Source organism: Streptomyces sp. NPDC048002, from assembly GCF_040653275.1.
GTDB lineage: Bacteria > Actinomycetota > Actinomycetes > Streptomycetales > Streptomycetaceae > Streptomyces.
The window spans coordinates 1-26,899 of sequence record NZ_JBEZNL010000067.1 but is presented as its reverse complement, the minus strand read 5'-3'; the positions used below and the strand labels follow the sequence as shown (position 1 = coordinate 26,899).

At 70.7% G+C, this 26,899-nt stretch carries 24 protein-coding genes, 1 rRNA gene and 1 pseudogene; 8 read left to right on the top strand and 18 right to left on the bottom strand.

The window, feature by feature from the left end:
• Positions 1–708 (top strand): annotated as a pseudogene (locus AB0E07_RS38845) (hypothetical protein); the annotation flags it as partial.
• Between the two features lie 64 nt (positions 709–772).
• On the opposite strand, the gene lysS reads toward AB0E07_RS38845, so the two are convergent.
• Entirely contained in the window at positions 773–2,512 is a 1,740-nt protein-coding gene (gene lysS, locus AB0E07_RS38840; RefSeq protein ID WP_362262908.1) for a lysine--tRNA ligase, read from the bottom strand.
• A gap of 221 nt (positions 2,513–2,733) precedes the next feature.
• Between lysS and argS the strand changes: the two genes are divergently transcribed.
• Positions 2,734–4,488 carry an arginine--tRNA ligase gene (gene argS / locus AB0E07_RS38835; protein ID WP_362262906.1) on the top strand — a complete coding sequence of 585 codons (1,755 nt, stop codon included), beginning with the start codon at positions 2,734–2,736 and terminating at the stop codon, positions 4,486–4,488.
• 63 nt (positions 4,489–4,551) lie between these two features.
• Here argS and AB0E07_RS38830 read toward each other — a convergent pair whose 3' ends face one another.
• Positions 4,552–5,544 (bottom strand): glycoside hydrolase family 11 protein, encoded by a 993-nt coding sequence (locus tag AB0E07_RS38830; RefSeq protein WP_362262903.1) that lies wholly within the window; start codon positions 5,542–5,544, stop codon positions 4,552–4,554.
• 277 nt (positions 5,545–5,821) lie between these two features.
• Here AB0E07_RS38830 and AB0E07_RS38825 point away from each other — a divergent pair, with 277 nt between their 5' ends.
• A complete protein-coding gene (locus AB0E07_RS38825) occupies positions 5,822–6,643 on the top strand; it encodes a DUF4253 domain-containing protein (protein WP_362262900.1) in 822 nt (273 codons plus the stop codon).
• 61 nt (positions 6,644–6,704) lie between these two features.
• Here AB0E07_RS38825 and AB0E07_RS38820 read toward each other — a convergent pair whose 3' ends face one another.
• Both AB0E07_RS38820 and hemB read right to left on the bottom strand, forming a co-directional pair.
• Entirely contained in the window at positions 6,705–7,904 is a 1,200-nt protein-coding gene (locus AB0E07_RS38820; protein WP_362262897.1) for a PLP-dependent aminotransferase family protein, read from the bottom strand.
• A gap of 92 nt (positions 7,905–7,996) precedes the next feature.
• Complete coding sequence (gene hemB, locus AB0E07_RS38815) at positions 7,997–8,998, bottom strand: porphobilinogen synthase (protein WP_362262894.1); 1,002 nt, start codon at positions 8,996–8,998, stop codon at positions 7,997–7,999.
• Positions 8,999–9,134: 136 nt separating this feature from the next.
• Between hemB and AB0E07_RS38810 the strand changes: the two genes are divergently transcribed.
• Positions 9,135–9,971: a helix-turn-helix transcriptional regulator gene (locus AB0E07_RS38810; RefSeq protein WP_362262892.1), complete on the top strand. Its 837-nt coding sequence runs from the start codon at positions 9,135–9,137 to the stop codon at positions 9,969–9,971.
• Positions 9,968–10,168 carry a DUF397 domain-containing protein gene (locus tag AB0E07_RS38805; protein ID WP_362262889.1) on the top strand — a complete coding sequence of 67 codons (201 nt, stop codon included), beginning with the start codon at positions 9,968–9,970 and terminating at the stop codon, positions 10,166–10,168. Before AB0E07_RS38810 ends, AB0E07_RS38805 begins: the two co-directional genes overlap by 4 nt.
• Positions 10,169–10,226: 58 nt before the next feature.
• Here AB0E07_RS38805 and AB0E07_RS38800 read toward each other — a convergent pair whose 3' ends face one another.
• The 5 genes from AB0E07_RS38800 to AB0E07_RS38780 all read right to left on the bottom strand — a co-directional run bounded on the left by AB0E07_RS38800 (position 10,227) and on the right by AB0E07_RS38780 (position 15,920).
• A complete protein-coding gene (locus tag AB0E07_RS38800) occupies positions 10,227–11,927 on the bottom strand; it encodes a uroporphyrinogen-III synthase (RefSeq protein WP_362262886.1) in 1,701 nt (566 codons plus the stop codon).
• A complete protein-coding gene (hemC, locus tag AB0E07_RS38795) occupies positions 11,924–12,883 on the bottom strand; it encodes a hydroxymethylbilane synthase (RefSeq protein WP_362262884.1) in 960 nt (319 codons plus the stop codon). Before hemC ends, AB0E07_RS38800 begins: the two co-directional genes overlap by 4 nt.
• The gene (locus AB0E07_RS38790) at positions 12,880–14,580 is read right to left on the bottom strand and encodes a glutamyl-tRNA reductase (RefSeq protein ID WP_362262882.1); all 1,701 of its coding nucleotides are present in this window, start codon (positions 14,578–14,580) and stop codon (positions 12,880–12,882) included. Before AB0E07_RS38790 ends, hemC begins: the two co-directional genes overlap by 4 nt.
• Complete coding sequence (locus tag AB0E07_RS38785; RefSeq protein WP_362262880.1) at positions 14,577–15,341, bottom strand: redox-sensing transcriptional repressor Rex; 765 nt, start codon at positions 15,339–15,341, stop codon at positions 14,577–14,579. The genes AB0E07_RS38790 and AB0E07_RS38785 overlap by 4 nt, the downstream gene beginning before the upstream one ends.
• Positions 15,342–15,626: 285 nt before the next feature.
• Positions 15,627–15,920: a glutaredoxin family protein gene (locus AB0E07_RS38780; protein WP_362262877.1), complete on the bottom strand. Its 294-nt coding sequence runs from the start codon at positions 15,918–15,920 to the stop codon at positions 15,627–15,629.
• Positions 15,921–16,085: 165 nt separating this feature from the next.
• Here AB0E07_RS38780 and AB0E07_RS38775 point away from each other — a divergent pair, with 165 nt between their 5' ends.
• The 3 genes from AB0E07_RS38775 to AB0E07_RS38765 all read left to right on the top strand — a co-directional run bounded on the left by AB0E07_RS38775 (position 16,086) and on the right by AB0E07_RS38765 (position 19,607).
• Positions 16,086–17,012 (top strand): HAD-IB family hydrolase, encoded by a 927-nt coding sequence (locus AB0E07_RS38775; protein WP_362262874.1) that lies wholly within the window; start codon positions 16,086–16,088, stop codon positions 17,010–17,012.
• Between the two features lie 352 nt (positions 17,013–17,364).
• Positions 17,365–18,138, top strand: a complete 774-nt coding sequence (locus AB0E07_RS38770) for an ECF subfamily RNA polymerase sigma factor, BldN family (RefSeq protein WP_362262871.1) — start codon at positions 17,365–17,367, stop codon at positions 18,136–18,138.
• Positions 18,139–18,371: 233 nt separating this feature from the next.
• Positions 18,372–19,607: a DUF5667 domain-containing protein gene (locus AB0E07_RS38765; protein ID WP_362262868.1), complete on the top strand. Its 1,236-nt coding sequence runs from the start codon at positions 18,372–18,374 to the stop codon at positions 19,605–19,607.
• Between the two features lie 91 nt (positions 19,608–19,698).
• Here AB0E07_RS38765 and AB0E07_RS38760 read toward each other — a convergent pair whose 3' ends face one another.
• From AB0E07_RS38760 to rrf, 9 genes are all read right to left on the bottom strand, one after another.
• The gene (locus tag AB0E07_RS38760; RefSeq protein ID WP_362262866.1) at positions 19,699–20,745 is read right to left on the bottom strand and encodes a lysophospholipid acyltransferase family protein; all 1,047 of its coding nucleotides are present in this window, start codon (positions 20,743–20,745) and stop codon (positions 19,699–19,701) included.
• Positions 20,746–20,759: 14 nt separating this feature from the next.
• Positions 20,760–21,821, bottom strand: a complete 1,062-nt coding sequence (locus tag AB0E07_RS38755) for an NAD-dependent epimerase/dehydratase family protein (protein ID WP_362262863.1) — start codon at positions 21,819–21,821, stop codon at positions 20,760–20,762.
• Positions 21,822–22,061: 240 nt separating this feature from the next.
• Positions 22,062–22,160, bottom strand: coding sequence for an AURKAIP1/COX24 domain-containing protein (locus AB0E07_RS38750; protein WP_003948845.1), 99 nt, complete (start codon positions 22,158–22,160; stop codon positions 22,062–22,064).
• Positions 22,161–22,317: 157 nt separating this feature from the next.
• Positions 22,318–22,530 carry a helix-turn-helix domain-containing protein gene (locus tag AB0E07_RS38745; protein WP_004984898.1) on the bottom strand — a complete coding sequence of 71 codons (213 nt, stop codon included), beginning with the start codon at positions 22,528–22,530 and terminating at the stop codon, positions 22,318–22,320.
• 129 nt (positions 22,531–22,659) lie between these two features.
• On the bottom strand, positions 22,660–23,475 hold the full coding sequence (locus AB0E07_RS38740) for a phosphatase (RefSeq protein WP_362262861.1): 816 nt from the start codon (positions 23,473–23,475) through the stop codon (positions 22,660–22,662).
• A gap of 201 nt (positions 23,476–23,676) precedes the next feature.
• Positions 23,677–24,852: an acetoin utilization protein AcuC gene (locus tag AB0E07_RS38735; protein WP_362262859.1), complete on the bottom strand. Its 1,176-nt coding sequence runs from the start codon at positions 24,850–24,852 to the stop codon at positions 23,677–23,679.
• Positions 24,803–26,026, bottom strand: a complete 1,224-nt coding sequence (locus AB0E07_RS38730) for an MFS transporter (protein WP_362262857.1) — start codon at positions 26,024–26,026, stop codon at positions 24,803–24,805. Before AB0E07_RS38730 ends, AB0E07_RS38735 begins: the two co-directional genes overlap by 50 nt.
• Positions 26,027–26,117: 91 nt before the next feature.
• Positions 26,118–26,762: an HAD family hydrolase gene (locus tag AB0E07_RS38725; protein ID WP_362262855.1), complete on the bottom strand. Its 645-nt coding sequence runs from the start codon at positions 26,760–26,762 to the stop codon at positions 26,118–26,120.
• A gap of 60 nt (positions 26,763–26,822) precedes the next feature.
• Positions 26,823–26,899, bottom strand: a 5S ribosomal RNA gene (rrf, locus tag AB0E07_RS38720); the annotation flags it as partial.

The following is a 26,899-nucleotide window of genomic DNA, read 5'->3' as shown; positions in this document are numbered from 1 at the left end:
CTGCGCTCCCGCTTCGGCCGCTCCTGGCGCCGCAAGGCCCCGGTGGAGTCCCTGATGCCGCTGCGCCTGGCCCGCTACGGCGTCCCGCTCGCCGAGACCGCCCCGGCCGGACTCGCTGCTGCGGGCATAGAGCCGGCGGTCATCCCGGCGGCCGACGTGCCGACGGTGAGCCGTCCCGCCGAGCCGGCCCGGACGGCCGCCGCGGCGCCCGCGGGCGAGCAGCGCCCCGAGCTGGCCGCCCACCAGGACCCCGGGCCGCCGAGGTACGAGGTGCCGGAGGAGAGCCCCTGGTTCGAGGCGCCCCAGCAGGTCGAGTACCACGGCAACTACGACCCGGCGTACGACCCGGACCAGTACAGCCAGTGGTACGCGGAGCAGCAGCAGGCGGAGCAGTACCAGGACCAGTACCAGGAGGAGCCTCCGGTCACGGAGCCCTCGCCGGAGGAGACGGGGAGCTTCCCGATCCCGGTGGCGCCCGGCCGTACCCGCGAGCTGGGTGAGGGCGGTGGCGCTCCGGAGCCGGACGAGGAGGCGTACTACCAGGTCTTCCGTCAGTCGATCGACGGCAGTTTCCCCACGCCGGGGGTGCTGGGGGAGAACATCCAGGCCACGTTCGGTACGACGCTGACCCCGAGCGCGCTGAAGAGCCTCTCGGAACGCTTCCAGGCCCGCTTCAACGCGGAACTCGAAGAGGACCACATCGCGTAAGGCACGGACGCGGAAAGGGGGCCCTCCGAAACGGAGGGCCCCCTTTTCTTCATGCCTGGCCGGTCTACTCCCCGAGCAGGGTCCGCACCCGCTCCTGACCGACGGCCAGCAGCAGCGTGGGCAGCCGGGGCCCGGTGTCCCGCCCGACGAGCAGGTGGTAGAGCAGGGCGAAGAAGGTCCGCTGGGCGGACTTGATCTCCGGCGGCAGCTCCTTGGGCGTGGCGTCCGCGGAGAACCCGGCCTGGACCTTGGGCACGCCGTAGACGAGGTGGGTCAGCCCGTCCAGCGACCAGTGCTCGGCCAGTCCGTCGAGCAGCAGCCGCAGCGACTGGCGGGAGGCCTCGTCGAGGGACTTCAGCAGCTCGGCGTCGGGCTCGCCGCGCACGATGGTCCGCTGGTCGGCGGGGACGTGCGTGTTGATCCACGCCTCGGCCTTGTCGTACCGCGGCCGGGCCTCGTCCAGCGAGCCGAGCGGGTTCGCCGGGTCCAGCTCGGAGAGGATGCGCAGCGCCTGGTCCTCGTGGCCGGCGGTGATGTCGGCGACGGACGCGAGGGTCCGGTACGGCATCGGGCGGGCCGTGCGGGGCAGCTCACCGGCGGCGGTGCGCACCGCGCGGGCGTGGGCGGCGACGTCCGCCGGGAGGGCGGAGCCGTCGGCGACCTTGGCGTCGAGCTTGTCCCACTCGTCGTAGAGCCGCTGGATCTCCTGGTCGAAGGCGATCTTGAAGGACTGGTTGGGGCGGCGGCGGGCGTACAGCCAGCGCAGCAGCTGCGGCTCCATGATCTGGAGGGCGTCCGCCGGCGTGGGCACCCCGCCCCGCGACGACGACATCTTCGCCATCCCGGAGATCCCCACGAAGGCGTACATCGGGCCGATCGGCTGCTCGCCGCCGAAGATCCCGACGATCTGCCCGCCGACCTGGAACGACGACCCCGGCGAGGAGTGGTCGACACCGCTGGGCTCGAAGACGACGCCCTCGTAGGCCCAGCGCATGGGCCAGTCGACCTTCCAGACCAGCTTGCCGCGGTTGAACTCGTTGAGCCGGACGGTCTCGGCGAAGCCGCAGGCGGTGCAGGTGTAGGACAGCTCGGTGGTCTCGTCCTCGTAGGAGGTGACCGTGGTGAGGTCCTTCTCGCAGTTGCCGCAGTAGGGCTTGTACGGGAAGTACCCGGCCGAGCCGGAGCTGCCGTCGTCCTCGGCCGCGGCGCCGGAGCCCTCGGCGGCCTCCAGCTCGGCCTCGTCGAGGGGCTTCTGCTGCTTCTTGGCGGGGGCCTTCTTGGTGCGGTACTGGTCGAGGACGGCGTCGATGTCGCCGCGGTGCCTCATGGCGTGCAGGACCTGCTCGCGGTACACGCCGGTGGTGTACTGCTCGGTCTGGCTGATGCCGTCGAACTCCACGCCCAGCTCGGCGAGCGACTCGACCATGGCGGCCTTGAAGTGCTCGGACCAGTTCGGGTGCGCCGAGCCCTTGGGGGCCGGGACGGAGGTCAGCGGCTTGCCGATGTGCTCGGCCCAGGACTCGTCGACTCCGGCGATCCCGGCCGGCACCTTGCGGTAGCGGTCGTAGTCGTCCCAGGAGATCAGGTGGCGGACCTGGTGGCCGCGCCGCCGGAGCTCGTCGGCGACGAGGTGGGGCGTCATGACCTCGCGGAGGTTGCCCAGGTGGATGGGCCCGGAGGGGGAGAGTCCGGACGCGACGACGACCGGTTTGCCCGGGGCCCGACGCTCCGACTCCTCGATGACCTCATCCGCGAAACGGGAGACCCAGTCGGTGGTCTCGGTGCTCTGAGCCACGATCGGCACGTCCTTCTTTCTCCAGGGCAGCCAGTTACGGTCAAGAGGGCTGCGCCCTAAGTCTAGGCGGCGCAGCCGCCTGGCCTTTAGGGGCGCGGGGCTGTACTCGTGTGCGGCTCCGCCGCGGGGCGCGACCAGCCCCCACGCTCCCGCACGGTCAAAAATCCCTTTACCCCCCATGGGATACTGACGGGGTCCATCAGTACACCGAGGAGAACGGCTCCCACCCCATGGCCCCGGTCACGTCGCTCACGGATCTCGTCAACCAGCGCCTCACCGACGCCCTCGCCTCCGCCCTGCCGGAGAGCGACGGAGTCGACCCGCTGCTGCGACGTAGCGACCGGGCCGACTTCCAGGCCAACGGCATCCTGGCCCTCGCCAAGAAGGCGAAGGCGAACCCGAGGGAGCTGGCCACGCAGGTCGTGGGCAACATCGTGACCGGCGAGGTGATCAAGGACGTCGAGGTCTCCGGACCCGGCTTCCTGAACATCACCGTCTCCGACCGGGCGATCACCGACACGCTGGCCGCGCGCGCCGCCGACGACCGGCTCGGCGTGCCGCTGAAGGAGCAGCCGGGCCTGACGGTCATCGACTACGCGCAGCCGAACGTGGCGAAGGAGATGCACGTCGGCCACCTGCGGTCCGCGGTGATCGGCGACGCCCTGCGCGGCATGCTCGACTTCACCGGCGAGCGGACGGTCGGCCGGCACCACATCGGCGACTGGGGCACCCAGTTCGGGATGCTCATCCAGTACCTGATCGAGAACCCCGGTGCCCTCGCGCCCGCGGACGAGGTCGACGGCGAGCAGGCCATGTCGAACCTCAACCGGGTGTACAAGGCCTCCCGGGCGGTCTTCGACACGGACGAGGAGTTCAAGGAGCGGGCCCGCAAGCGGGTCGTCGCCCTCCAGTCCGGCGACAAGGAGACCCTCGACCTGTGGCAGCGGTTCGTGGACGAGTCGAAGGTCTACTTCTACTCGGTCTTCGAGAAGCTGGACATGGAGATCCGCGACGACGAGATCGTCGGCGAGTCCGCGTACAACGACGGTATGCCCGAGACCGCCCGGCTCCTGGAGGAGATGGGTGTCGCGGTGCGGTCCGAGGGCGCGCTGGTGGTGTTCTTCGACGAGATCCGCGGCAAGGACGACCAGCCGGTCCCGCTGATCGTGCAGAAGGCGGACGGCGGCTTCGGCTACGCGGCCTCCGACCTGACGGCGATCCGGAACCGGGTGACCGACCTGCACGCGACGTCGCTGCTCTACGTCGTGGACGTGCGGCAGTCCCTGCACTTCCGGATGGTCTTCGAGACGGCCCGCCGGGCGGGCTGGCTGAATGACGACGTGACCGCGCACAACATGGGTTACGGCACGGTGCTCGGCGCCGACGGCAAGCCGTTCAAGACGCGTGCGGGTGAGACGGTCCGGCTGGAGGACCTGCTCGACGAGGCGGTGCAGCGGGCCGCCGAGGTGGTCCGGGAGAAGGCGCAGGACCTCACCGAGGACGAGATCCAGGAGCGGGCCGCGCAGGTCGGCATCGGCGCCGTGAAGTACGCGGACCTGTCGACGTCGCCGAACCGGGACTACAAGTTCGACCTGGACCAGATGGTGTCGCTGAACGGCGACACGAGCGTGTACCTCCAGTACGCGTACGCCCGTATCCAGTCGATCCTGCGCAAGGCGGGGGACACGAAGCCCGCCGCTCACCCGGAGCTCGAACTCGCCCCGACCGAGCGGGGCCTGGGCCTGCACCTGGACGCGTTCGGCGCGACGGTCTTCGAGGCGTCGGCGGAGTACGCGCCGCACAAACTGGCGGCGTACCTGTACCAACTGGCGTCGCTGTACACGTCGTTCTACGACAAGTGCCCGGTGCTCAAGGCCGACACCCCGGCGCAGGTCGAGAACCGCCTGTTCCTCTGCGACCTGACGGCCCGCACCCTGCACCAGGGCATGGCCCTCCTCGGAATCCGCACCCCCGAGCGCCTGTAACCCCCGAACAAACAGAAAGCCGCCCGGACACGACCGGGCGGCTTTCGTGTGCGAGTGACGCGATCAGCTCGCGGCGCAGGACACCGTGGGCCAGGTCGTGCTGCCGTTCTTCTGGATCGTCACGCCCCAGTTGTTGCCGCTGCCGTTCGGCCTGGCCACCAGGACCTGCGCGGACGGATAGCTCGCGCTGACGTTCCACGTAGCGAGCACCTTCTGCGGCGACGGAACATTCATCGTCACCGTCCAGTTACTCGCCCCCGACACCGACACATTCAGGTTGTACCGGTCGCTCCAGCTCTCCCCGGCCGACAGCGTCGCGGAGCAACTCCCGCCGCCACCGCCACCGCCGCCACCGCTGGACTCGCCGACGGTGATGCTGGAGCTGCCGCTGCTCTGGTAGCCCTCGGTGGCCATGATCATGTAGTAGTTGAAGCTGCCGAGGGTCATGCCCTTGCTCGCCCAGGCGTCGAAGTGGTTGCCGGTGGTGATGGTTCCGCCGGTCCGCTTGGACTGGCGCACGCTCCAGAACTGCTTGAAGGTCTTGGTGCCTTCGACGGAGGGCGCGTTGGTCCGGGTGGTCTCGTAGATGTCGTACGTGCCGCCGTCGCTGGTGACCGTGCCCTTGAAGGTGCCGGTGGGCCGGTAGGTGCCCCAGTTGTCGACGATGTAGTACTCGATCAGAGGGTTGGCGGTCCACCCGTACAGCGTCAGGTAGGCGTTGCCGGACGGGTTGAAGGTGCCCGAGTAAGTGACGGTCCGGCGTGCTCCGTTGGCCCACCCCTTGCCGGCGACGAAGTTGCCGCTGTTGCTCCACTGCGTGCTGTAGGAGCCGCCGGAGCGGAGGGTCATGGAGGTGGAGCCGCCTCCGTCGGTCCAGAACGAGTAGTAGTAACCGTTGTCGGTGCCGGTCTGGTTGCTGGTGATGACGGTGTCGGCGCTCGCGGTGCCGGGCAGCGACAGCGCGGCCGTGACGACGAGGGCGGCGGCGCAGAGGGCCCGGACGAGCGTCCGGAACCGGTGCAGCGGGCCGTGCCCGGAATGACTGCGGCTCTTCATGGACGTGCTTCCTCCTCATGGGTCGGATGAGGTCGGCATCAGTTTTGGTATGCACATGGCGAGCGTCAATAGTTTCGGTCAATGTTTCGAAATATTCGGAGAGATCATAAAGGCTCTGAACAAATTATTTGCGCAGTTCAAAGCCCATTACCGAGCGTCGAAATTCACGGACTGCAAGCACCGCCGAAGCATCATGATCGGCAGAGTAGGAGTTTGTCGCCGAAACATTCGAAGCCCCTGCCGGCCACTGTCAGTGCCCGCCCCTAGAGTCACCGGCATGGCGACTCTCCCCAACCCGCTGCCCGCGCTCTCCGCCGACCCCAGCGGGCGCTCCCTCGGGCTCCAACTCCCGCCGGGCAGGCTGTTCGACGCGACGGACGACGGCCCCTGGCCGGAACCGCTGATGTGGCACGCGGACACGCCCGCCGGCCCCGGCCACTGGACGCCGCTGGGCGGGAAGGCGGCACAAGTCGGCCTGCTCCCGGTCCTGATAGACCTCAAGGACCGTCAAGGAGGTCCGGAGAACTGGCAGTTGATGCCGGACCAAGCCTCCTACCCCGGCGACCACGACGCCGAGGACGTGCTGGCGGAGTGCTGGGAGAGCGACGGCGACCTCGACGACGAACTCGCCCAGCTGGTCGAGCCGTTCGGCCCGGACTGGCCGGGACTCGCCCCCGCCGCCCGGCTCACCTCCGAACCTGGCACCTGCGCGGCCCGGATCGCCGACTCCCTGTGCGACGGCACCCGCCGATGGCTGGAAAGCCCGCACCTCGCCCTGGTCCCGGCCCGCCGCTCGGCCGACATACCGGCCGCGCTGGGCTGGACCGGCCCGCTCAACCACGAGAACGACGTGGCCCGGCTCTGCGCGGTACTGCGCTCCTGGGAGGACCGCTTCGGCATCCGGGTCGTCGCCCTCGGCTTCGACACGCTCCACGTCTCCGTGGCGGCCCCGCCGGCCGACCCCGAAACGGCCGAGGCACTGGCGGCGGAGCACTACGCTTTCTGCCCCGACAACCTCGCGCAGTACGACGACGACGGCCTGCGCCAGTACGCGAAGGAACTGATGGGCGAGCGGATCTGGTCCTTCTGGTGGGACTGACCCGCTCCCCCGGCCCCACCGCTCTCCGCACCCCCGGCCCGCCGCCCTCGACGCCCCGCGCCTACGCTCCCCCGCCGAGCCCCTTCGCCAGTCGCCGCAGCCCCTCCGCGATCTCGTCCGGAGTCTGCGTCACGAAGCACAGGCGCAGGGTCGAGCGGTCAGGGTCGGCGGCGTAGAAGGGCGCGCCGGGGACGTAGGCGACGTCGTGCCGGACCACCTCGGGGAGCAGTGCGGTGGTGTCGTAGCCGTCCGGGAGGCGGGCCCACAGGAACATGCCGCCCTCGGGGCGGGTCCACACCGAGCCCGCCGGCAGCGCGCCCGGGAGGGCGGCGAGCATGGCGTCCCTGCGCTCGCCGTACACCGCACGCACACGGGCCACATGGGCGTCGAGCACATCGAGGTACCGGGCGGCGGCGAGCTGGTTGAGGGTCGGGGTGTGCAGGTCGGCGGCCTGCTTGGCGACCGCGCAGGCCCGGCGCAGCGCGGCGGGGGCGCGAAGCCAGCCGAGCCGCAGACCGGGAGCCATGATCTTGGAGAAGGAGCCGAGCAGGAGGGTACGGTCGGCGGCCTCGTCGAAGGACGCGATCCACGGCACGGGCGCGCCGTCGTAGCGCAGCTCGCCGTACGGGTCGTCCTCGACGATCCACAGCCCGTGCCGCGCGGCCACCGAGGCGACGGCTTCCCGCCGGGCCGCGGGCATGGTGCGGCCGGTGGGGTTCTGGAAGGTGGGGACGGTGTAGAGGAGCTTGGGCCGGTGCCGGACCACCAGCTCCGCGAGGGCCTGCGGGTCGACGCCGTCGGCGTCCGTGGGCACCCCGACGACCCTCGCGCCCGCGAGGCCGAAGACCTGGAGGGCGGCGAGGTAACAGGGGTCCTCGACGAGGACGGTGTCACCGGGGTCGAGCAGGGCCGTGGCCAGCAGGGACAGCGCCTGCTGGGAACCGGTCGTGATCAGCAGGTCGTCCGCGACCGTGGGCAGGCCCCGCCCGGCGATCCGGCCGGCGAGGGCCTCCCGCAGCGCGGGCTCGCCCTCGGTGGTGGAGTACTGGAGCGCCTGCGCGGGCGTGCGCTCCAGCACCTCGTGGAACGCGGCGGCGATGCCCTCCCGGTCGAACAGCTCGGGCGCCGGAAGCCCGCCCGCGAAGTTGATCACCTCGGGTCGGGCGGTGACGGCCAGGATGTCCCGTACGGGCGAGCCGCCGATCGCTCCGACACGCGCCGACAGGGGCGGCAGGGACGTGGGGGCGACGGCTGCGGTCATGACGGGGGCTCCTTCGGCTGCGTTCGGCTCGTGCCCGCAGCCTAGGCAGTCCGTGCCGTCTACAACTTCCCTTTCACGATGTGGACTTCCGGCTACCGATCCGCGTCGACCATCCGAGCCGCCTCGACGGCCCAGTAGGTGAGGATGCTCTTGGCACCGGCCCGCTTGATCCCGGTGAGGGACTCCAGGATGGCCCGGTCCCGGTCGATCCAGCCCTTCTCGGCGGCGGCCTCGATCATCGAGTACTCGCCGGAGATCTGGTAGGCGGCGACCGGCAGGTCACAGGCGTCGGCGACCCGGGCGAGGACGTCGAGGTAGGGCCCGGCGGGCTTGACCATCACCATGTCGGCGCCCTCTTCCAGGTCCAGCGCCAACTCCCGCATGGCGTCCCGGACGTTGGCGGGATCCTGCTGGTACGTCTTGCGGTCCCCGCGCAGGGAGGAGCCGACGGCCTCACGGAAGGGGCCGTAGAAGGCGGATGCGTACTTGACCGTGTAGGCGAGGATCGCGACGTCCTCGCGGCCGATCTGGTCGAGCGCGTCCCGGACGACGCCGATCTGCCCGTCCATCATTCCGCTCGGCCCGACGACATGGGCGCCCGCGTCGGCCTGGACCTGCGCCATCTCGGCGTACCGCTCCAGGGTGGCGTCGTTGTCGACGCGGCCCTCGGCGTCCAGCACGCCGCAGTGCCCGTGATCGGTGGTCTCGTCGAGGCAGAGGTCCGACATCACCAGCAGGTCGTCGCCGACCTCGGCACGGACGTCCCGCAGCGCGACCTGGAGGATCCCGTCCGGGTCGGTGCCGGGGGTCCCGAGGGCGTCCTTCTTCGACTCCTCCGGCACGCCGAACAGCATGATCCCGGAGATCCCCGCCTCGACCGCCTCGGCGGCGGCCTTCTTCAGGCTGTCCCGGGTGTGCTGCACCACGCCGGGCATCGCGCCGATCGGCACGGGCTCGCTCACGCCTTCGCGCACGAACGCCGGAAGGATGAAGTCGGCCGGGTGCAGCCGGGTCTCGGCGACCATGCGCCGCATGACGGGAGTGGTGCGCAGTCGCCGGGGCCGCGTACCGGGGAAGGAGCCGTACGTCGTCATGCCACCTACGCTACGCCCGTCCCGGCACCCCCTTTGCCGACTGCCCGTCGGCGCGGGGGCAGTCCGGGGATTCCTCACTCAGCGTGAGTTCGCCTGCGTAATCTGTGAACAGTGGCACGGGCGGAGGGCGGCGAGGGTGAACGACAGGCACGAGGGTCCCGAGGCGGACGAGGAGGCGGGCGCCCTGCTCCGGGCCGTCCAGCGGCAGTTGAAGCTGTGGCGCGAGGCGTCGGGCTTCACCCAGGCCGAGTTCGGCGCGGCCATCGGCTACGGAGGGGACCTGGTCTCGGCGGTGGAACGAGGCGTACGCATCCCCCGCCCCGAGTACCTGGACCGCGCGGACGAGGTCCTCGGCGCACAGGGCAGGATCGCGGCCCTGAAGGAGGACCTGGCGGAAGTCCGGTACCCGAAGAAGGTGCGGGACCTCAAGCGGCTGGAGGCGGACGCCGTCGAGCTGTGCGCGTACAACAACTCGGTGGTTCACGGGTTGTTGCAGACCGAGGAGTACGCGAGCGCCGTCTTCGGCGGGCGGCGCCCGCCCTTCAGCTCCGACGAACTGGAACAGAGGCTCACGGCCCGCGTGTCCCGCCAGAAGATCATCGACGCGGCGACGGCCCGGCCCTTCTTCAGCTTCGTCCAGTGCGAGTCGACGCTCCGACGGCCCATCGGGGGCAAGCCGGTGATGCGGCGCCAGTTGGAACGGCTCCTGGAAGTGGCCGAGTTCCGCAACATCGATCTCCAAGTACTCCCGCTGAGCCGGGAGGTGAACTCCGGCCTGGCCGGTTCCTTCCGGCTGCTCAGGCTCAGGGACGGCAGCACCGTCGGCCATGTCGAAGTCCAGCACATCAGCCGGGTGATCGCGGATCCGCGAGAGGTCCAACTGCTCGACATGCGCTATGGGACCATCCGGGCACAAGCTCTCGACCCGAGAGAGTCGACGGCCCTCATCGAGAAAGTGCTGGGAGAGACATGACCCTCAAGCCCTCTGCCGACGGCAGGCTGGAGTGGATAAAGAGCAGCTACAGCACCGACGAGGGCCCCGACTGCGTCGAGGTAGCCACCACCCCCGCCCGCATCCTCGTCCGGGACTCCAAGAACCCCGACGGCCCCCGCCTCACCCTCACCCCCACCACCTGGACCGCCTTCCTACCGCACGCGGCCCGCGGCTGAGGCGGCGGAAAGACTCGGGGCCCGCCCCCGAAAAGGAGCGGGCCCCGAGACGGGCGGGTCAGGTCGTCGACCGGCGCCTGCGCGCCCCGGGCCGGCGTTCGCTCGGCCGGGTGACCGGGTCCCCGGCCTCCAGCGCGGAGGCCCGGCGGCGGGCGCCGAAGTCCGCGAGGGCCTCGGCCAGCTTGTGCACGGACGGCTCGGGAGCCATCACGTCCACCCGCAGCCCGTGCTCCTCCGCGGTCTTGGCGGTGGCCGGACCGATACAGGCGATCACGGTGACGTTGTGCGGCTTGCCGGCGATGCCGACGAGGTTGCGCACGGTGGAGGACGAGGTGAAGAGCACCGCGTCGAAGCCGCCGCCCTTGATCGCCTCGCGGGTCTCCGCCGGCGGCGGCGACGCGCGCACGGTCCGGTAGGCCGTGACGTCGTCGACCTCCCAGCCCAGCTCGATCAGCCCGGCGACCAGGGTCTCCGTGGCGATGTCGGCGCGCGGCAGGAACACCCGGTCGATCGGGTCGAAGACCGGGTCGTAGGGCGGCCAGTCCTCCAGGAGGCCGGCGGCGGACTGCTCGCCCGAGGGCACGAGGTCCGGCTTCACACCGAACGCGATCAGCGCGTTGGCGGTCTGCTCGCCGACCGCGGCGACCTTGATCCCGGCGAAGGCACGCGCGTCGAGCCCGTACTCCTCGAACTTCTCGCGCACGGCCTTGACCGCGTTGACCGAGGTGAAGGCGATCCACTCGTAGCGGCCGGTGACGAGGCCCTTGACGGCGCGCTCCATCTGCTGGGGCGTGCGCGGCGGCTCGACGGCGATGGTCGGCACCTCGTGCGGGACCGCGCCGTAGGAGCGGAGCTGGTCGGAGAGGGAGGCCGCCTGCTCCTTGGTGCGCGGCACGAGCACCCGCCAGCCGAACAGCGGCTTGGACTCGAACCAGGAGAGCTGCTCACGCTGAGCCGCGGCGGACCGTTCACCGACCACGGCTATGACCGGCCGGCCGCCGTCCGGGGACGGCAGCACCTTCGCCTGCTTCAGCGTCTGCGCGATCGTGCCGAGCGTCGCGGTCCAGGTCCGCTGCCGGGTCGTCGTACCGGCGACGGTGACCGTCATCGGGGTGTCCGGCTTGCGGCCGGCGGCGACCAGTTCTCCGGCGGCGGCGGCCACGGAGTCGAGGCTCGTGGAGACGACGACCGTCCCGTCCGAGGCACCCACCTCCGTCCAGCACCGGTCGGAGGCGGTGCGGGCGTCCACGAACCGGACGTCCGCGCCGTGCGCGTCGCGCAGCGGCACACCGGCGTACGCGGGTACACCGACGGCGGCCGCGACCCCGGGGACGACCTCGAAGGGCACCCCGGCGGCGGCGCACGCCAGCATCTCCTCGGCGGCGTAGGCGTCGAGTCCGGGGTCCCCGGACACCGCACGCACGACCCGCCTGCCGCCCCGCGCGGCCTCCATGACAAGATGTGCGGCATCCCGCGCGGCGGGTGCCCCAACGGTGGTTGACGAACCGTCAACAACCGTCAGCTGAGGCGTGCCTGCGCCCGGATCCGGATCCGACGAGGGATCCGTGTCCACGACGGCGACGCCCGACCTGGCGTGGACGCGTACGACGTCGAGCACCTCGGGCTCGGCGACGAGGACGTCCGCGTTGGCCAGCGCCTCGACGGCGCGCAGAGTCAGCAGTCCCGGATCCCCGGGTCCGGCACCGAGGAAGGTGACGTGACCGTGTTCGAGGCCGGCGGAAAGGGTGGTGGGGCTCACTGTGCTCGCTCCCCCATCAGACCGGCCGCGCCCTGCGCGAGCATCTCGGTGGCGAGTTCGCGACCGAGCGCAAGCGCCTGGTCGTGCGTCTCGGGCACGGGACCGGTGGTGGACAGCTGCACCGTGCGCGAACCGTCGGTCGTGCCGACGACGCCGCGCAGGCGCATTTCCTTGACAATCTGCCCGTCGGCCAGCAGGTCGGCCAGCGCGCCCACAGGGGCACTGCAACCGGCCTCCAGGGCGGCGAGCAGGGACCGCTCGGCGGTCACGGCGGCCCGGGTGAACGGGTCGTCGAGCTCTCCGAGCGCGGCGATCAGGTCCGCGTTGTCCGCGGTGCATTCGATCGCCAGGGCCCCCTGGCCGGGGGCGGGCAGAACCGTGTCGACCGACAGGAAGTCGGTCACCTCGTCGCTCCGGCCGATGCGGTTCAGGCCGGCCGCGGCGAGTACCACCGCGTCCAGCTCGCCGTCCCGGACGAAGCCGATGCGGGTGTCGACGTTGCCCCGGATCGGGACCGTCTCGAAGTCCAGGCCGTGGGCGCGGGCGTACGCGTTGAGCTGGGCCATGCGGCGCGGCGAACCGGTGCCGATGCGCGCCCCGCGGGGCAGGTCGGTCAGCTTCAGCGCGTCCCGGGCGACGATCACGTCCCGCGGGTCCTCGCGCAGCGGCACGGCGGCCAGCGCGAGTTCCTCGGGCTGCGTGGTCGGCAGGTCCTTCAGGGAGTGCACCGCGAAGTCGACCTCGCCGCGCAGCAGCGCGTCGCGCAGCGCGGTGACGAAGACGCCGGTACCGCCGATCTGGGCGAGCGACTCCCGGGAGACGTCGCCGTACGTGGTGATCTCGACGAGCTCCACGGGCCGTCCGGTCACCTGGCTCACGGCGTCCGCCACCTGCCCGGACTGGGCCATGGCGAGCTTGCTCCGCCGGGTCCCGAGCCTCAGTGCCTTGTCTTTCATGCCGGCCCTCGGTCCTTCTCGGTGCTGTCCTCGGCCCGGGAGACGGCGGCCACCGTCTCGGGGTCGAGGTCGAACAGGGTCCGCAGCGCGTCCGCGTACCCGGCGCCGCCGGGTTCGGCCGCGAGCTGCTTGACCCGTACGGTCGGCGCGTGCAGGAGCTTGTCCACGACGCGCTTCACGGTCTGGGTGATCTCGCTGCGGTGCTTGTCGTCGAGACCGGGCAGCCGCCCTTCGAGCCGGGCGATCTCACCGGCGACGACGTCCGCGGCCATGGTGCGCAGGGCGACCACGGTCGGCGTGATGTGCGCGGCCCGCAGCGCCGCCCCGAAGGCGGCGACCTCGTCGGAGACGATACGGCGCACCTGGTCCACGTCGGTCGCCATCGGGGCGTCCGCGGAGGCGTCGGCGAGCGACTCGATGTCGACCAGCCGCACGCCGGTCAGTCGGTGCACGGCGGCGTCGATGTCGCGCGGCATGGCGAGGTCGAGCAGGAAGAGCACGGGCTCGGGCCGGGGCGGCTCGGTGACCGCCTCGGGCCTGCGCCGCTCCGGGATCCGCCCAACCGTGGCGACGGTGGCGGCGAGCGCGGCGATGGCCTCGGACTCGTCGGCGGGGCTGTACGGGCGCGGAATCCCGTTGTCCACCCACGCGGCGTGCTGCTCCAGCGTGGCGGCGTCCATCCCGGCGACGGCCTCTTCTCCCATCACGGAGAAGCCGCCCTGCACAGCTGCGAGATCCAACGGACAGTTCTCGTCACCTGCCACCAAGCCGGCATGCAGTCGTGCCGCTTGGGCGGCGCGGGTGGGCGCTGGGGGTGCCCCCTCCGGGGGAGGCACCTCGTCGGCGCCGGGCTGCGCGACTCCCTCACGGCCGACCAGCGCCGTCGCGACCGAATCCGCCCCGAGCACCAGCCCCGTGGCCCCCGTGCAGGACACGACGACATCGGCACGTGTCAGTTCATCGGCGACCGAGCCGATGGAAACCGCACGCGCACCGGCCCCGCCCTCACGGAGGATCTCCACCAGCCGCTCGGCCCGGTCGGCCGTACGGTTCGCGATCACGATCTCGGCGACCCCGGCCCGCGCGAGCGTCGCCGCGGCCAGCGAGGACATCGACCCGGCGCCGATGACCAGCGCCTTCTTCCCGCGCGCCCAGTCCTGCACCTGCGTGCCCCGGGCGAGCTGCTCCAGGCCGAAGGTGACCAGGGACTGGCCGGCGCGGTCGATGCCGGTCTCGGAGTGGGCGCGCTTGCCGACCCGCAGGGACTGCTGGAACAGGTCGTTCAGCAGGCGTCCGGCGGTGTGCAGGTCCTGCGCGCGGGCCAGCGAGTCCTTGATCTGACCGAGGATCTGGCCCTCGCCGACGACCATCGAGTCCAGACCGCAGGCCACCGAGAACAGGTGGTGGACGGCCCGGTCCTCGTAGTGCACGTACAGGTACGGAGTCAGCTCGTCCAGCCCCACACCGCTGTGCTGGGCCAGCAGCGTCGACAGCTCGGCGACCCCGGCGTGGAACTTGTCGACGTCGGCGTACAGCTCGATGCGGTTGCAGGTGGCCAGCACCGCGGCCTCGGTGGCCGGCTCGGCGGCGACCGTGTCCTGGAGCAGCTTGATCTGGGCGTCCGCGCTCAGCGCGGCCCGCTCCAGCACGCTGACCGGGGCGCTGCGGTGGCTGAGGCCCACGACGAGGAGGCTCATGCCGGCATCACGGCGGGTACGTCCCCGTCGGGTCCCTTGTCGCCGGACCGGCCGCGCACGGCGGGGGCCGGGGCGGCGCCGTCGGCGGCCGCGGCCTCCTCGCCGGCCTTGCGCTGCTCGTGGAAGGCGAGGATCTGAAGCTCGATGGAGAGGTCGACCTTGCGCACGTCGACGCCGTCCGGGACGTTCAGCACGGTCGGCGCGAAGTTCAGGATGGAGGTGACGCCGGCGGCGACCAGCCGCTCGCACACCTGCTGCGCGGCACCGGCCGGGGTGGCGATGACACCGATGGACACGCCGTTGTCCTCGATGATCCGCTCAAGGTCGTCGGTGTGCTGCACGGGGATGCCGGCCACGGGCTTTCCGGCCATCGCGGGATCGGCGTCGATCAGCGCCGCGACGCGGAAACCGCGCGAGGCGAAGCCGCCGTAGTTGGCCAGCGCGGCGCCGAGGTTACCGATACCGACGATCACAACCGGCCAGTCCTGGGTGAGCCCCAGTTCACGGGAGATCTGGTACACGAGATACTCGACGTCGTAACCCACACCACGCGTCCCGTAGGAGCCCAGGTAGGAGAAGTCCTTGCGGAGCTTGGCGGAGTTGACCCCCGCCGCGGCCGCGAGCTCCTCGGAGGAGACCGTGGGCACCGAGCGCTCCGACAGTGCGGTCAGCGCGCGAAGGTACAGCGGAAGCCTGGCGACGGTGGCCTCGGGAATCCCTCGGCTACGGGTCGCCGGTCGGTGAGTTCGGCCAGTTGCCACGGTGCTCCTGCGGGTAGAGCGGGGCTGTGGGCGGTCATGCGTCCCCAGACCGCCCCGTCGAATGCAGGCTATGTCTTTGTGAACGCGTGCACAAAGATGGTGTCCGATTTGCCCGGCCAACGTGACCGGGGTCACGCGCCCCCGCCGCGCCGGCGCGGAACCGGTGCTCAGGCACCATCGCTCCTGCTGTCTTGGGGGCAAAACCGCACACTCTCCTCAACGATCCCCGCCCCCGAGACCAGTTCGCCGACGATCCTAAGTCAGATCCGCCGCAAGTTGGACTGCTCAGTCAGTACCGGAAAGCGCCGCGCGGAGGCGGTCCTCGTTCACCCGCCAGAAGGTGTGCTGCTCGCCGTCGACGAGTACGACGGGGATCTGTTCCCAGTACTGGTCGTGGAGTTGGGGGTCCTGGGTGATGTCCTTCCGCTCCCAGGGGACGCCGAGTTCCGCGCACACCTTCTCGATCACCAATTGTGCGTCATCACACAGATGGCAGCCGGGCTTGCGGATCAGGGTGACGAGCCGCTCCCCGGGTGGCGTGACCCGCTTACGGCGAAAGATGGGACTCATGTCGGCCATTCTCGCGCGACGGCGGACCGCGGGGCGGAGGATGACGGGGACCCCGGGAAACCGGCGGACGACGCCCCTGCCGGATCAGTTCTTTAACGACACGGTCGCGGAGAGTTCACAGCCCTCGAACCTCTCGGCTCCGGTTGCACCGGGCGGAATGGCTATGCTCACGCCATGGCCGCTCTCGGATGGCTCACTCCCCGTAGGCGCTCCGCCACGGCGCGGAGCGTGTTGGCAGGCGAGGCCTCGGCGGAGGCCGCGCGCAAGTCGGTGCCCGAGGCGGCACCGGAGTCCCCGCCGGAAGCGGAACCGGAATTCCCGGTGCTCGGCGACGACAAGGCCGCCGCTTTCTTCGACCTCGACAACACCGTGATGCAGGGCGCCGCGATCTTCCACTTCGGGCGCGGCCTGTACAAGCGGAAGTTCTTCGAGACCCGCGACCTGGCCCGGTTCGCCTGGCAGCAGGCGTGGTTCCGGCTGGCCGGCATCGAGGACCCCGAGCACATGCAGGACGCCCGGGACTCCGCGCTGTCCATCGTCAAGGGCCACCGCGTCGCCGAGCTGCAGTCCATCGGCGAGGAGATCTACGACGAGTACATGGCCGAGCGCATCTGGCCCGGTACCCGCGCCCTCGCCCAGGCCCACCTCGACGCGGGCCAGAAGGTGTGGCTCGTGACGGCGGCCCCGGTGGAGATCGCCCAGGTGATCGCCCGCCGCCTCGGCCTGACGGGCGCGCTGGGCACGGTCGCCGAGTCGGTGGACGGCGTCTACACCGGCAAGCTGGTCGGCGAGCCCCTGCACGGCCCGGCCAAGGCCGAGGCGGTCCGCGCGCTGGCCTCCGGCGAGGGCCTGGACCTCTCGCGCTGCGCCGCCTACAGCGACAGCCACAACGACATCCCGATGCTGTCCCTGGTCGGCCACCCCTACGCCATCAACCCGGACACCAAGCTGCGCCGGCACGCCCGGGACCAGGACTGGCGGCTGCGCGACTACCGCACGGGACGCAAGGCCGCGAAGGTCGGCATCCCGGCCGCCGCCGGGGTCGGCGCGGTCGCCGGCGGCACGGCCGCGGCCATCGCCCTGAGCAGGCGCCGGCGCTGACCGCCAGACCGCGCCGCTCCAGGAGATCGCCGACCGCGCCGCGAAACGCGGCCAATCCAACCGGCGTACCCCGCTGAACCCCCATCCAGTCCTTTTGTCGGAGCACTGCCACAACACGCCCCGGACCCACCCGGAATACGAGCCGAATCGATCAACAAACTGTCACTCTGCGCCACTTGATCGAGCATCAATCGGCTACAGAAGCGACGTAATCGATGATTTGAGCAACTGGGTGTAGCAGTGCCTGCACGAAGCGTTATTCTCCTCAGACGCAATCCGGTACCCCTCCGTCGCTACGACGGGTGAACGGTCCCGTACTGCACGTGATGGAAGCTCTGCCTCTGGGAGTCCCGTGTACCCACACGTCGGGGTTGACGCCTCGGGCCTGGCTAATCTGCGCGCAACGGTCCAGGAATTGCTGCGCGGCTTCGTCCCCACCGCGTACGCCGTCCCCGCCCTCGCCGTGGCCGCCGCACCCGTCGGCCCCTGCTACGCGCTCGCCGAAGGCGGTGCCGCCGTCGGCAGACGCGGGCGCGCGACCGGCGCCACCACCGCGCGGCGTCCGGCCGCCGACAGCGACAGCGCCCGGATGATGGACCTCGTGGAACGGGCGCAGGCCGGCGAGGCCGACGCGTTCGGGCGCCTCTACGACCAGTACAGCGACACGGTCTACCGGTACATCTACTACCGGGTCGGCGGGAAGGCCACCGCCGAGGACCTCACCAGCGAGACCTTTCTGCGGGCCCTGCGCCGGATCGGCACCTTCACCTGGCAGGGCCGCGACTTCGGCGCCTGGCTGGTGACCATCGCCCGCAACCTGGTCGCCGACCACTTCAAGTCCAGCCGTTTCCGGCTGGAGGTCACCACCGGCGAGATGCTCGACGCCAACGAGGTCGAGCGCTCCCCCGAGGACTCGGTGCTGGAGTCGCTCTCCAACGCGGCCCTGCTCGACGCCGTGCGACGGCTCAACCCCCAGCAGCAGGAGTGCGTCACGCTCCGCTTCCTCCAGGGGCTCTCCGTCGCCGAGACCGCGCGGGTCATGGGCAAGAACGAGGGGGCCATCAAGACCCTCCAGTACCGGGCGGTCCGCACCCTCGCCCGGCTCCTTCCGGACGACGCCCGCTGACCGGGCACGCTCCGTAGCGACCAACTCGCTTTCCGTGAAAGTCCGTTGACTCCCCGATCCGATCATCCGCCGCGCGTAACCCAAGTGCCGCGACGCTCGTTGTGCGGGATGCAGGCTCCCTGTGGTCACTGCCCGGCCGCCTCCGGTCACCCGATCGTGTGGACGCGGTCCGGGCGTGCAACCCTCAGGACCCCCTGGGGAGTCGACCGTCATGACGAGAGGAGGTGCCGCCAGTGATCGCGAACGTATCGGCGCACCGGCGGGCGAACGCCTTCGCCCAGGCCCTGGAGGAAGAGTCCGACCGGGGCCCGGCGGCCGAGCAGTCCGAGGGATCGGAACCGGCCCATGCTGCCGCCCGACAGACCGAGGAGGGCCGACTGCTGGCCCTCACGTCCGGTCTCGGCGCGCTGCCCAAGCCGGAACTGGACCCCGAGGTCAAGGTCGTCCAGCGAGCCCAGCTCGTGGCCGCGATGGAGGCCATGCTGCTGGAGGGCGCAGGAGGCGAGGCGGACACTTCGGTACCCGAGCAGCGTTCCCGTCGGGCCAAAGGTGCGCACCGGGCGAGCCCACTGGGCAAACTGCGACCGCGCTCCCGGCTCACCAAGGGCCTGGCCGCGGGCGGACTCAGCGTCGGTGTGGCCGCCGGAGCCTTCGGCGGAGTGGCCGCGGCCAGCGGCGACGCCCTGCCCGGCGACTCGCTCTACGGCCTCAAGCGGGGCATCGAGGACTTCAAGCGCGGTCTGGCCGACGGGGACAGCGAGCGCGGCCGGGTCTTCCTCGACCAGGCGTCCACCCGCCTGAACGAGGCCCGCCGGCTGATGGAGCGCGGGCGCAGCGGCCACCTCGACCACGAGTCCCTCGCCGAGATCCGCCGCGCCCTGTCCGGCATGCACCACGACGCCTCCGAGGGCCACCGGCTGCTCTCCGCCGCGTACGCGGCCGACCCGGACTCCCTCGGCCCCATCCAGGCGCTCTCCGCCTTCTCCCACTCGCACCGCGACACCTGGGGCGCCCTGCGCGACCGCCTCCCCGTCCAGCTCGGGGACGTCGGCGACCAGGTGTCGTCGGTCTTCGACGCCATAGACGAGGAAGTCGCGCCGCTCCAGTCCCTGCTGCCCGAACAGCCCGTCCAGGGCGACGACGGCAGGCGACGCGGCGGCTCCGGTCCGTCCGCCACCGACTCCGCCGGCACGGACCGCTCGACCACTCCCAGCAGCGGCACCAGCGGCTCCGACAGCCGGGAGTCGAGCAGCACCGGCCCCAGCAAGTCCGCGGGCGGCTCCGCCACCGAGGACGACGGCCTGCTCGGCGGCAGCACCGGCGGCCTGCTCGACCCGCCGCAGGACAGCACCGGCACCACCACCCCGTCCACCGGGACCACACCGCTCCCGGAGCCGGATGTGACACTGCCGCCGCTGCTCCCGGGCCTGCTCCCCGGGCTCGGTATCGACGCGGAGGACGCGGACTAGCGGAGCACACGGCAATGGGGGCGCCCTTCCTGAGAAGGGCGCCCCCATTGCCGTATAAACGTTTCTTCTGTTTTCGGCGGCTCTGCCGGGATCAGAAGAAGACCGACCTGCGCTGCACCAGCAGCTTGTAGAGGGTGTGCTGGATCTGCTCCCTGACCTGGTCGGTCAGGTTGAACATCAGCATCGGGTCCTCGGCCGCCTCCGGCGGATAGCCGTCCGTACGGATCGGCTCACCGAACTGGATCGTCCACTTCGTCGGCAGCGGGATCGCGCCCAGCGGACCCAGCCAGGGGAAGGTCGGGGTCAGCGGGAAGTACGGGAAACCGAGCACCCGGGCCAGCGTCTTGGCGTTGCCGATCATCGGGTAGATCTCCTCGGCGCCCACGATCGAGCACGGGATGATCGGAGCGCCCTGGCGCAGCGCCGTGGAGACGAAGCCGCCCCGGCCGAAGCGCTGGAGCTTGTACCGCTCCCCGAAGGGCTTGCCGATGCCCTTGAAGCCCTCCGGCATCACCCCGACCAGTTCGCCCTGGCCGAGCAGCCGCTCGGCGTCCTCCGCGCAGGCCAGCGTGTGGCCGAGCTTGCGGGCGAGTTCGTTGACCACCGGCAGCATGAAGACCAGGTCCGCCGCGAGCAGCCGCAGATGCCGGCCCGCGGGATGGTTGTCGTGCACGGCGACCTGCATCATCAGGCCGTCCAGCGGCAGCGTCCCGGAGTGGTTCGCCACGATCAGCGCGCCGCCCTCGGCCGGGATGTTCTCCACGCCCTTCACCTCGACCCGGAAGTACTTCTCGTACACCGGGCGCAGCAGCGACATCAGGACCTGGTCGGTCAGCTCCTCGTCGTAGCCGAAGTCGTCGACCTCGTAGTCCCCGGTGAGGCGGCGGCGCAGGAACGACAGGCCGCCGGCGATGCGCCGTTCCAGGCCGCCGCCGTCCTGTTGCGGCTGCTGCTTCTCAGGGGTCACAGGAACATCATCGTGCGCGGGAGCCCTGCTGGGCAGGGGCTGGACCTCACGTACCGGCGCGGGCTCCATGCCGGCACGCCGGCTCCCCGTGCTCCGGCGCCGCGCGGGACGCGGTACGGCACCCGAGCGGGACCGGTCGTCGTCGAAGGGAATGACCTTGGCATCCGCCATCGTTGATGCGCTCCTCAGTTGGCGCTCTGCGTCGGGGGGTGAGGGCTGTCCGGGAGGGACAGCGCGGCGATCCGGTCGACGGCCCCCGCGAGGGCCTCCGGCGGGAGCAGTCCGGGTCCGCGGCTGTGGGCGAAGTCCGCGAAGGTCTCCGCCGTCGTGAACTTCGGCCGGAAGCCGAGGGTCTCCCGCATCTGGTCCGTCGCCACGACCCGGCCGTGGGTGAGCAACCGGATCTGCTCGGGCGAGAAGTCCGTCATACCGAGCGTGCGGACCATCGAGCCCGCCCAGGTGACGGCGGGCAGCAGCAGCGGCACGGTGGGCCGGCCGAGCCGTCGCGAGCACTGCGACAGCAGCAGGACCCCGTCCCCGGCGATGTTGAAGGTGCCGCTGTTGAGGGTGCCGCGCTCCGGCTCGTGCGAGGCGATCCGCAACACCTCGATCACATCGTCCTCGTGCACGAACTGAAGCCGCGGGTCGTAGCCGAAGACGGTCGGCAGGACGGGCAGCGAGAAGTAGGCGGCGAGCGGCGTATCGGCGACCGGGCCCAGGATGTTGGCGAACCTCAGCACGCACACCGCCACGTCCGGCCGGCGTCGCGCGAAGCCGCGCACGTACCCCTCGACCTCGACCGCGTCCTTCGCGAAGCCGCCGCTGGGCAGGGACTTGGGCGGGGTGGTCTCGGTGAACACGGCCGGATCGCGCGGCGCCGACCCGTACACATTGGTACTGGACTTCACCACGAGCCGCTTCACCGTCGGCGACTTCTGGCAGGCCCCGAGCAGCTGCATGGTGCCGATGACGTTGGTCTCCTTGACCGCGGTCCGGCTGCCGCTGCCGAGCGCCGTCCCCGTCACGTCCAGGTGAACGACCGTGTCGGCGCCCGTCTCGGCCAGCACCCGCGCGATGGTGGGCTGCCGGAGGTCGGCCAGCACGAAGTCCGCGCCGCCCAGATGGTGCTCGGGCGGCACCGCGTCCACCGCCACGACCCGGTCCACCTGCGGGTCACGCTGGATCCGCCGGACGAACCGGCCCCCCAGCTGGCGGGCCACTCCGGTCACGAGCACGACCTTGCCCAAGATCAGCGCCTTCCTTCCAGGATGCGTCCCAACCTAGCGGGTTGGTGTTGCGCTGTGATGACCACCCACTGCACGAGGTGACGACACCTGTGGACGTAGGAACAGACCAAGCCATACCGGTGTGCGGAGCGGCGCACGCCATCCGACCCGCCGCACACCGCACGAAAAACGCGTATGGCCCCCGACCGAATCAATCCGGTGGGGGGCCACACATACGCTCTCGCGGCTCGCGTCGCGAACTTACTTCTTGTTGCGACGCTGAACGCGCGTGCGCTTGAGCAGCTTGCGGTGCTTCTTCTTGGCCATCCGCTTGCGCCGCTTCTTGATAACAGAGCCCACGACTACCCTCGCTCACTTCTCATCACTCGGTGTTTGGGCGCCATGGGCCCACACGACCTACGAGGGGCTAGCCTACCCGCCCGAGCGCTGAGGTCGTAATCGAGGCGGTCGGGGGAGATCCGGCGGTACCCCGAGGATCTCCCCGCACCCCTTGCCGTCAGGCGGTTTCCACCCCCACATAGCTCTCGCGGAGGTACTCGTGCACCGCTTGCTCCGGGACGCGGAAGGACCGCCCCACCCGGATCGCGGGCAGATGACCGCTGTGCACCAGCCGGTACACGGTCATCTTCGACACTCGCATCACCGAGGCGACTTCCGCCACGGTAAGGAACTGAACCTCGTTCAGAGGCCTCTCGCCTGCTGCAGCCATGACACACCTGAACCTTCCGCACTCGACGGCCACCGGCTTCCCCTTCCGGTGACTCTTCGTCGTTGCGTGCTCACTCCCCAATGTAGGGGCGGGTGATGCGAGTGGGGAAGAGGTGCACCCATCGGCGGCCTACTGTGACAGACACGCTCGATTGAGTACGTAGCGGGTAAGCGGCCGGTAGTAATCGGACCGCACAGCGTCATCAAGTGGAACGGCCACGGACACGACCCCCTCGGCCTCCCCCACGAAGAGCGCCGGATCATCGGTATCGGCCAGACCAATGGCCTCATACCCCAGCTGACCTGCCCCGCAGACCCACCCGTGATCCCCGATCACAAGCTCCGGCATGGGCCCGCCGGCCTCCGCGGCCGCCGCCAGCACGGTACGAACCGGGAGCGGCGAGTGGGTGTGTGCGCCCGGCTCACCACCGGAGCCCACGGACCCGGGCGCGCGTACCAGCGCGACTCCTCGTACGTAGTCAAGGTTGTGCGTACGTAGACCGAACCGGGTCGTTATGTCGACACAGCGACCCTGCGCGGGTGTGAGTACGGTACATCCGACCGCCGAGAGAGCGTCCGCCAAGTCGGCGTAGAAACCGAGCAGTCGATGCGGGTGTCCGGTGCCGAGCAGCACGGGTCCGCCGCGCCGGGCGACCGCACCGATCCGGGCCGCGAACGCGTCCAGAGCGGAGAGCGTCCGCTCAGGATCGATCACATCATGCCCTTCGACGAGCAGCGGATCGCCGGAAACCCCGCACTTCTCGGCCATGAGCGCGACCAAGTCCCGCGCCGCCCAGTCCGCTTGAGGATCGATGCCCATCAGCACCCGGGGATCGCGGGCGGCGAAGAGCCGGTAACTCCGCAGACTGACCTCCCGGGTGGTGGCCACGACCCCCGCCAGCCGAGCGGCGACAAGATGCTCACGCAGAACCCCGATGGACACCACGGAAGCGATGCTTACGGACAACACCCGCCCGCACCGCAGGAATCGGGGAAAAGCCGCACAATCGGCGTAAAGGCCGGCCCCTTCAGCCCGTCCGGCGCTTGAGGACAAGGCCCTTCAGGGGCCGACCGGGGGTCCAGGGGGCAGAGCCCCCCGGAGACGGGAAGGGGCGGCGGGGGCGAACCCCACCCACGCGCACCCCCGCTACGCCAGCAGCCCCCGCAACGGATACACCGCCCTCCGAGCCGCCAGCACAGCCTGATCCAGCCGATCCGCGGGGTCGTACCCCGCCTCCCACTCGGCCCACTGAACCGGCCACCGCCCATCGGTCATCCGCATCGGCGCCAACTGCCGCGTACGAGCGAACACCTGCTGCCGCCACCCCTCGGGAATCACGGTCTCCGGAGCGATCTCCCGCCCCGCCGCGATCCCCACCAGATGCGTCCAGGACCGCGGCACCACATCCACCACCGCGTACCCGCCACCGCCGAGCGCCACCCACCGCCCGTCGGCGTACTCGTGCGCCAGCTCGTGGCAGGCCACCTGCACGGCCCGCTGCGCGTCCAGCGACACGGCGAGATGCGCCAGCGGATCCTCGAAGTGCGTATCGGCCCCGTGCTGGGTCACCAGCACCTGCGGCCGGAAATCGGCGATCAGCTCCGGCACCACCGCGTGGAACGCCCGCAGCCACCCCGCGTCCCCGGTCCCCGCCGGAAGGGCCACGTTCACCGCCGACCCCTCCGCGGCCCCCGCGGCCCCGGTCTCCTCGGGCCAACCGGTCTGCGGGAACAGCGTCCGCGGATGCTCGTGCAGCGAGATCGTCAGTACCCTCGGATCCTCCCAGAACGCGGCCTGCACCCCGTCGCCGTGATGCACGTCGACGTCCACGTAAGCCACCCGCTCCGCCCCCAGCTCCAGCAGCCGGGCGATGGCGAGCGACGCGTCGTTGTAGATGCAGAATCCGGACGCGCCACCGGGCATGGCATGGTGCAGTCCCCCCGCGAAGTTCACCGCGTGCAGGGCCTCCCCCCGCCACACGGCCTCCGCGGCGCCCACGGACTGCCCTGCGATGAGCGCGGACACCTCGTGCATCCCGGCGAACGCCGGATCGTCGAGCGTCCCGATCCCGTACGCCCCGTCCGCCTCCCCCGGATTCACCGAAGCCGCTTTCACGGCGGTGATGTAGTCCTCCCGGTGGACCAGCTTCAGGGTCGACTCCCCGGCCGCCTTCGCCGCGACCACGTCCACGTCCCGGTCGAGCCCGAAGGCGTCCACCAGTCCCCGGGTCAGCGCGAGCCGGACCGGATCCATCGGATGGTCCGGGCCGAAGTCATAGCCCGTTACTGCCTCGTCCCACATCAGCTGTGCGCGGCCGCTCATGCCCGCCACCGTATCGGTCCGGTTGAGTGTCGAACGACCGGGCGTACACGAGCGTCACCAGCACCAACACCATCGGCACAAACATCGCCCCGCGATAGCTCCACGCATCGCCCAGGGCTCCCACCAACGGCGAACCGATCAAAAAGCCCACATAGTTGAACACATTCAGCCGGGCAACGGCCGCGTCGGACGCCCCCGGGAACAGCCGGCCCGCCGCGGCGAAGGTCTGCGGCACCAGCACACACAGCCCCAGCCCGACCAGGGTGAACCCGAGCATCCCCACCCAGCCCCCCGGCGCCACGGCCACCACCGCGAACCCCGCGGCGGCCACCACCGCGCCGACCCGCACCACCAGCACGGCCCCGAACCGCCGCACCCCGAAGTCCCCGATGGCCCGCCCGAGCAGGGTCGTCACCATGTAGACGTTGTACGGCACAGTGGCCAGCTGCTCACTGCTGCCCAGCACGTCCTGAAGGTACTTGGCACTCCAGTTGGAGACCGTCGAGTCCCCGATGTACGCGAAGGTCATCACCAGACACAGCGGCAGCAGCAGCTTGAACCCGACCCCGCTCACCGCCCCCTCGGCGGCCTTGTCCCGCACCGGCTCGTCCGCGGGCTCCCCGTCCGCGTACCACCGGCTCCCCACCAGCGCGGCCGGCAACAGCACCACCACGACCGGCAGATACGACACGAACAGCGCGAGATCCCAGCGCGCCCCGACCCACGCGAGGGACGCCCCGACGATCCCGCCCAGGCTGTACGCGGCATGGAAACTCAGCATGATGCTGCGCCCGTACGACCGCTGAAGGCTCACCCCGAGCATGTTCATGGAGGCGTCCAGGGCTCCCACCGCCAGCCCGAACGCCCCGAGCGCCACCGCCAGCTCGACCATGCGGTCGCCGGCCGCGACTCCCAACAGCGCGAGGAACACCACCGGCTGGGACCAGCGCAGCACCAAGCTGGGCGGTATCCGCTTCACCAGTCGCTCGGTCGCCACGCTCCCCGCACCGGCCAGGATCGGCACGGCGGCGAGGAAGGCCGGCAGCAACGCGTCGGACACCCCGTACCGGTCCTGGATCGCCGGGATACGAGTCACCAGCAGCGCGAACGCGACGCCCTGGGCGAAGAAGCTCAACGCCAGCGAGGCCCTGCCGCGCCGCAGCACATCAGTCATGGCGGCGAGCGTAGGGCCCGGGCGTACTCGTGGGTAGATCCAACCAAAGATGAATTTGTTTCATCTTCGTGCCGCGCGGGTTCCTTCGGGCTCAGCCCAGCAGCTCGATCAGCTCGCCCATGTCACCGAAGAGTGCGGTGGCCCCGGCCAGCCGCGAGGCCGGCGTCATGGCGGTGAACCCGTACACGTCCATCCCGGCGGCCACGGCGGCCTGGACCCCGAGCGGGCTGTCCTCGACGACGGCACAGCGCTCCGGCGCGACCCCCATCCGCTCCGCCGCGTACAGGAACAGATCGGGAGCAGGCTTCCCCCGGCCGACATCCTGCGAACTGAAGATCAGCTCCTCCCCGAACCACCGGCTCAGCCCGGTCGTACGGTGCCCCACCCGGATCCGCTCATGGCTCCCCGACGAAGCCAGGCAGTACGGCACCCCGTCCGCGGTGAGCTTCGCCAGGACCTCCTCGGCACCGTGCACGGGCTTCAACTCCCGCTCGAAGGCGGCGAACACCCGGGCGTGGAAGACATCGTCGAAGTCCGCCGGCAAACGCGTCCCGGTCCGCTCCTCCACAAGGTCGTGCACCCGGTGCATGGCCGAGCCCATGTAGTCCCGCAGGGACTCCTCGTAGGTGGTCGGATGCCCCAGCTCGGTGAGATAGGCGGCGAGCAGGCGGTTGGAGATGGGCTCGCTGTCGACGAGCACACCGTCATTGTCGAAGATGACGAGGTCATAGCGCATGGAAAAGAGCCTAAACGCAGAAAACCCCGCACCGTGAGGTGCGGGGTTTTCTCAATATTTGTTCGGCGGCGTCCTACTCTCCCACAGGGTCCCCCCTGCAGTACCATCGGCGCTGTGAGGCTTAGCTTCCGGGTTCG

Coding starts and splice junctions, on each gene's coding strand:
- argS (WP_362262906.1), top strand. CDS start 2,734: ATGGCCCCGGTCACGTCGCTCACGGATCTCGTCAACCAGCGCCTCACC.
- AB0E07_RS38830 (WP_362262903.1), bottom strand. CDS start 5,544: ATGAAGAGCCGCAGTCATTCCGGGCACGGCCCGCTGCACCGGTTCCGG.
- AB0E07_RS38825 (WP_362262900.1), top strand. CDS start 5,822: ATGGCGACTCTCCCCAACCCGCTGCCCGCGCTCTCCGCCGACCCCAGC.
- AB0E07_RS38820 (WP_362262897.1), bottom strand. CDS start 7,904: ATGACCGCAGCCGTCGCCCCCACGTCCCTGCCGCCCCTGTCGGCGCGT.
- hemB (WP_362262894.1), bottom strand. CDS start 8,998: ATGACGACGTACGGCTCCTTCCCCGGTACGCGGCCCCGGCGACTGCGC.
- AB0E07_RS38805 (WP_362262889.1), top strand. CDS start 9,968: ATGACCCTCAAGCCCTCTGCCGACGGCAGGCTGGAGTGGATAAAGAGC.
- hemC (WP_362262884.1), bottom strand. CDS start 12,883: ATGAAAGACAAGGCACTGAGGCTCGGGACCCGGCGGAGCAAGCTCGCC.
- AB0E07_RS38790 (WP_362262882.1), bottom strand. CDS start 14,580: ATGAGCCTCCTCGTCGTGGGCCTCAGCCACCGCAGCGCCCCGGTCAGC.
- AB0E07_RS38780 (WP_362262877.1), bottom strand. CDS start 15,920: ATGGCCGACATGAGTCCCATCTTTCGCCGTAAGCGGGTCACGCCACCC.
- AB0E07_RS38775 (WP_362262874.1), top strand. CDS start 16,086: ATGGCCGCTCTCGGATGGCTCACTCCCCGTAGGCGCTCCGCCACGGCG.
- AB0E07_RS38760 (WP_362262866.1), bottom strand. CDS start 20,745: ATGGCGGATGCCAAGGTCATTCCCTTCGACGACGACCGGTCCCGCTCG.
- AB0E07_RS38745 (WP_004984898.1), bottom strand. CDS start 22,530: ATGGCTGCAGCAGGCGAGAGGCCTCTGAACGAGGTTCAGTTCCTTACC.
- AB0E07_RS38735 (WP_362262859.1), bottom strand. CDS start 24,852: ATGAGCGGCCGCGCACAGCTGATGTGGGACGAGGCAGTAACGGGCTAT.
- AB0E07_RS38730 (WP_362262857.1), bottom strand. CDS start 26,026: ATGACTGATGTGCTGCGGCGCGGCAGGGCCTCGCTGGCGTTGAGCTTC.
- AB0E07_RS38725 (WP_362262855.1), bottom strand. CDS start 26,762: ATGCGCTATGACCTCGTCATCTTCGACAATGACGGTGTGCTCGTCGAC.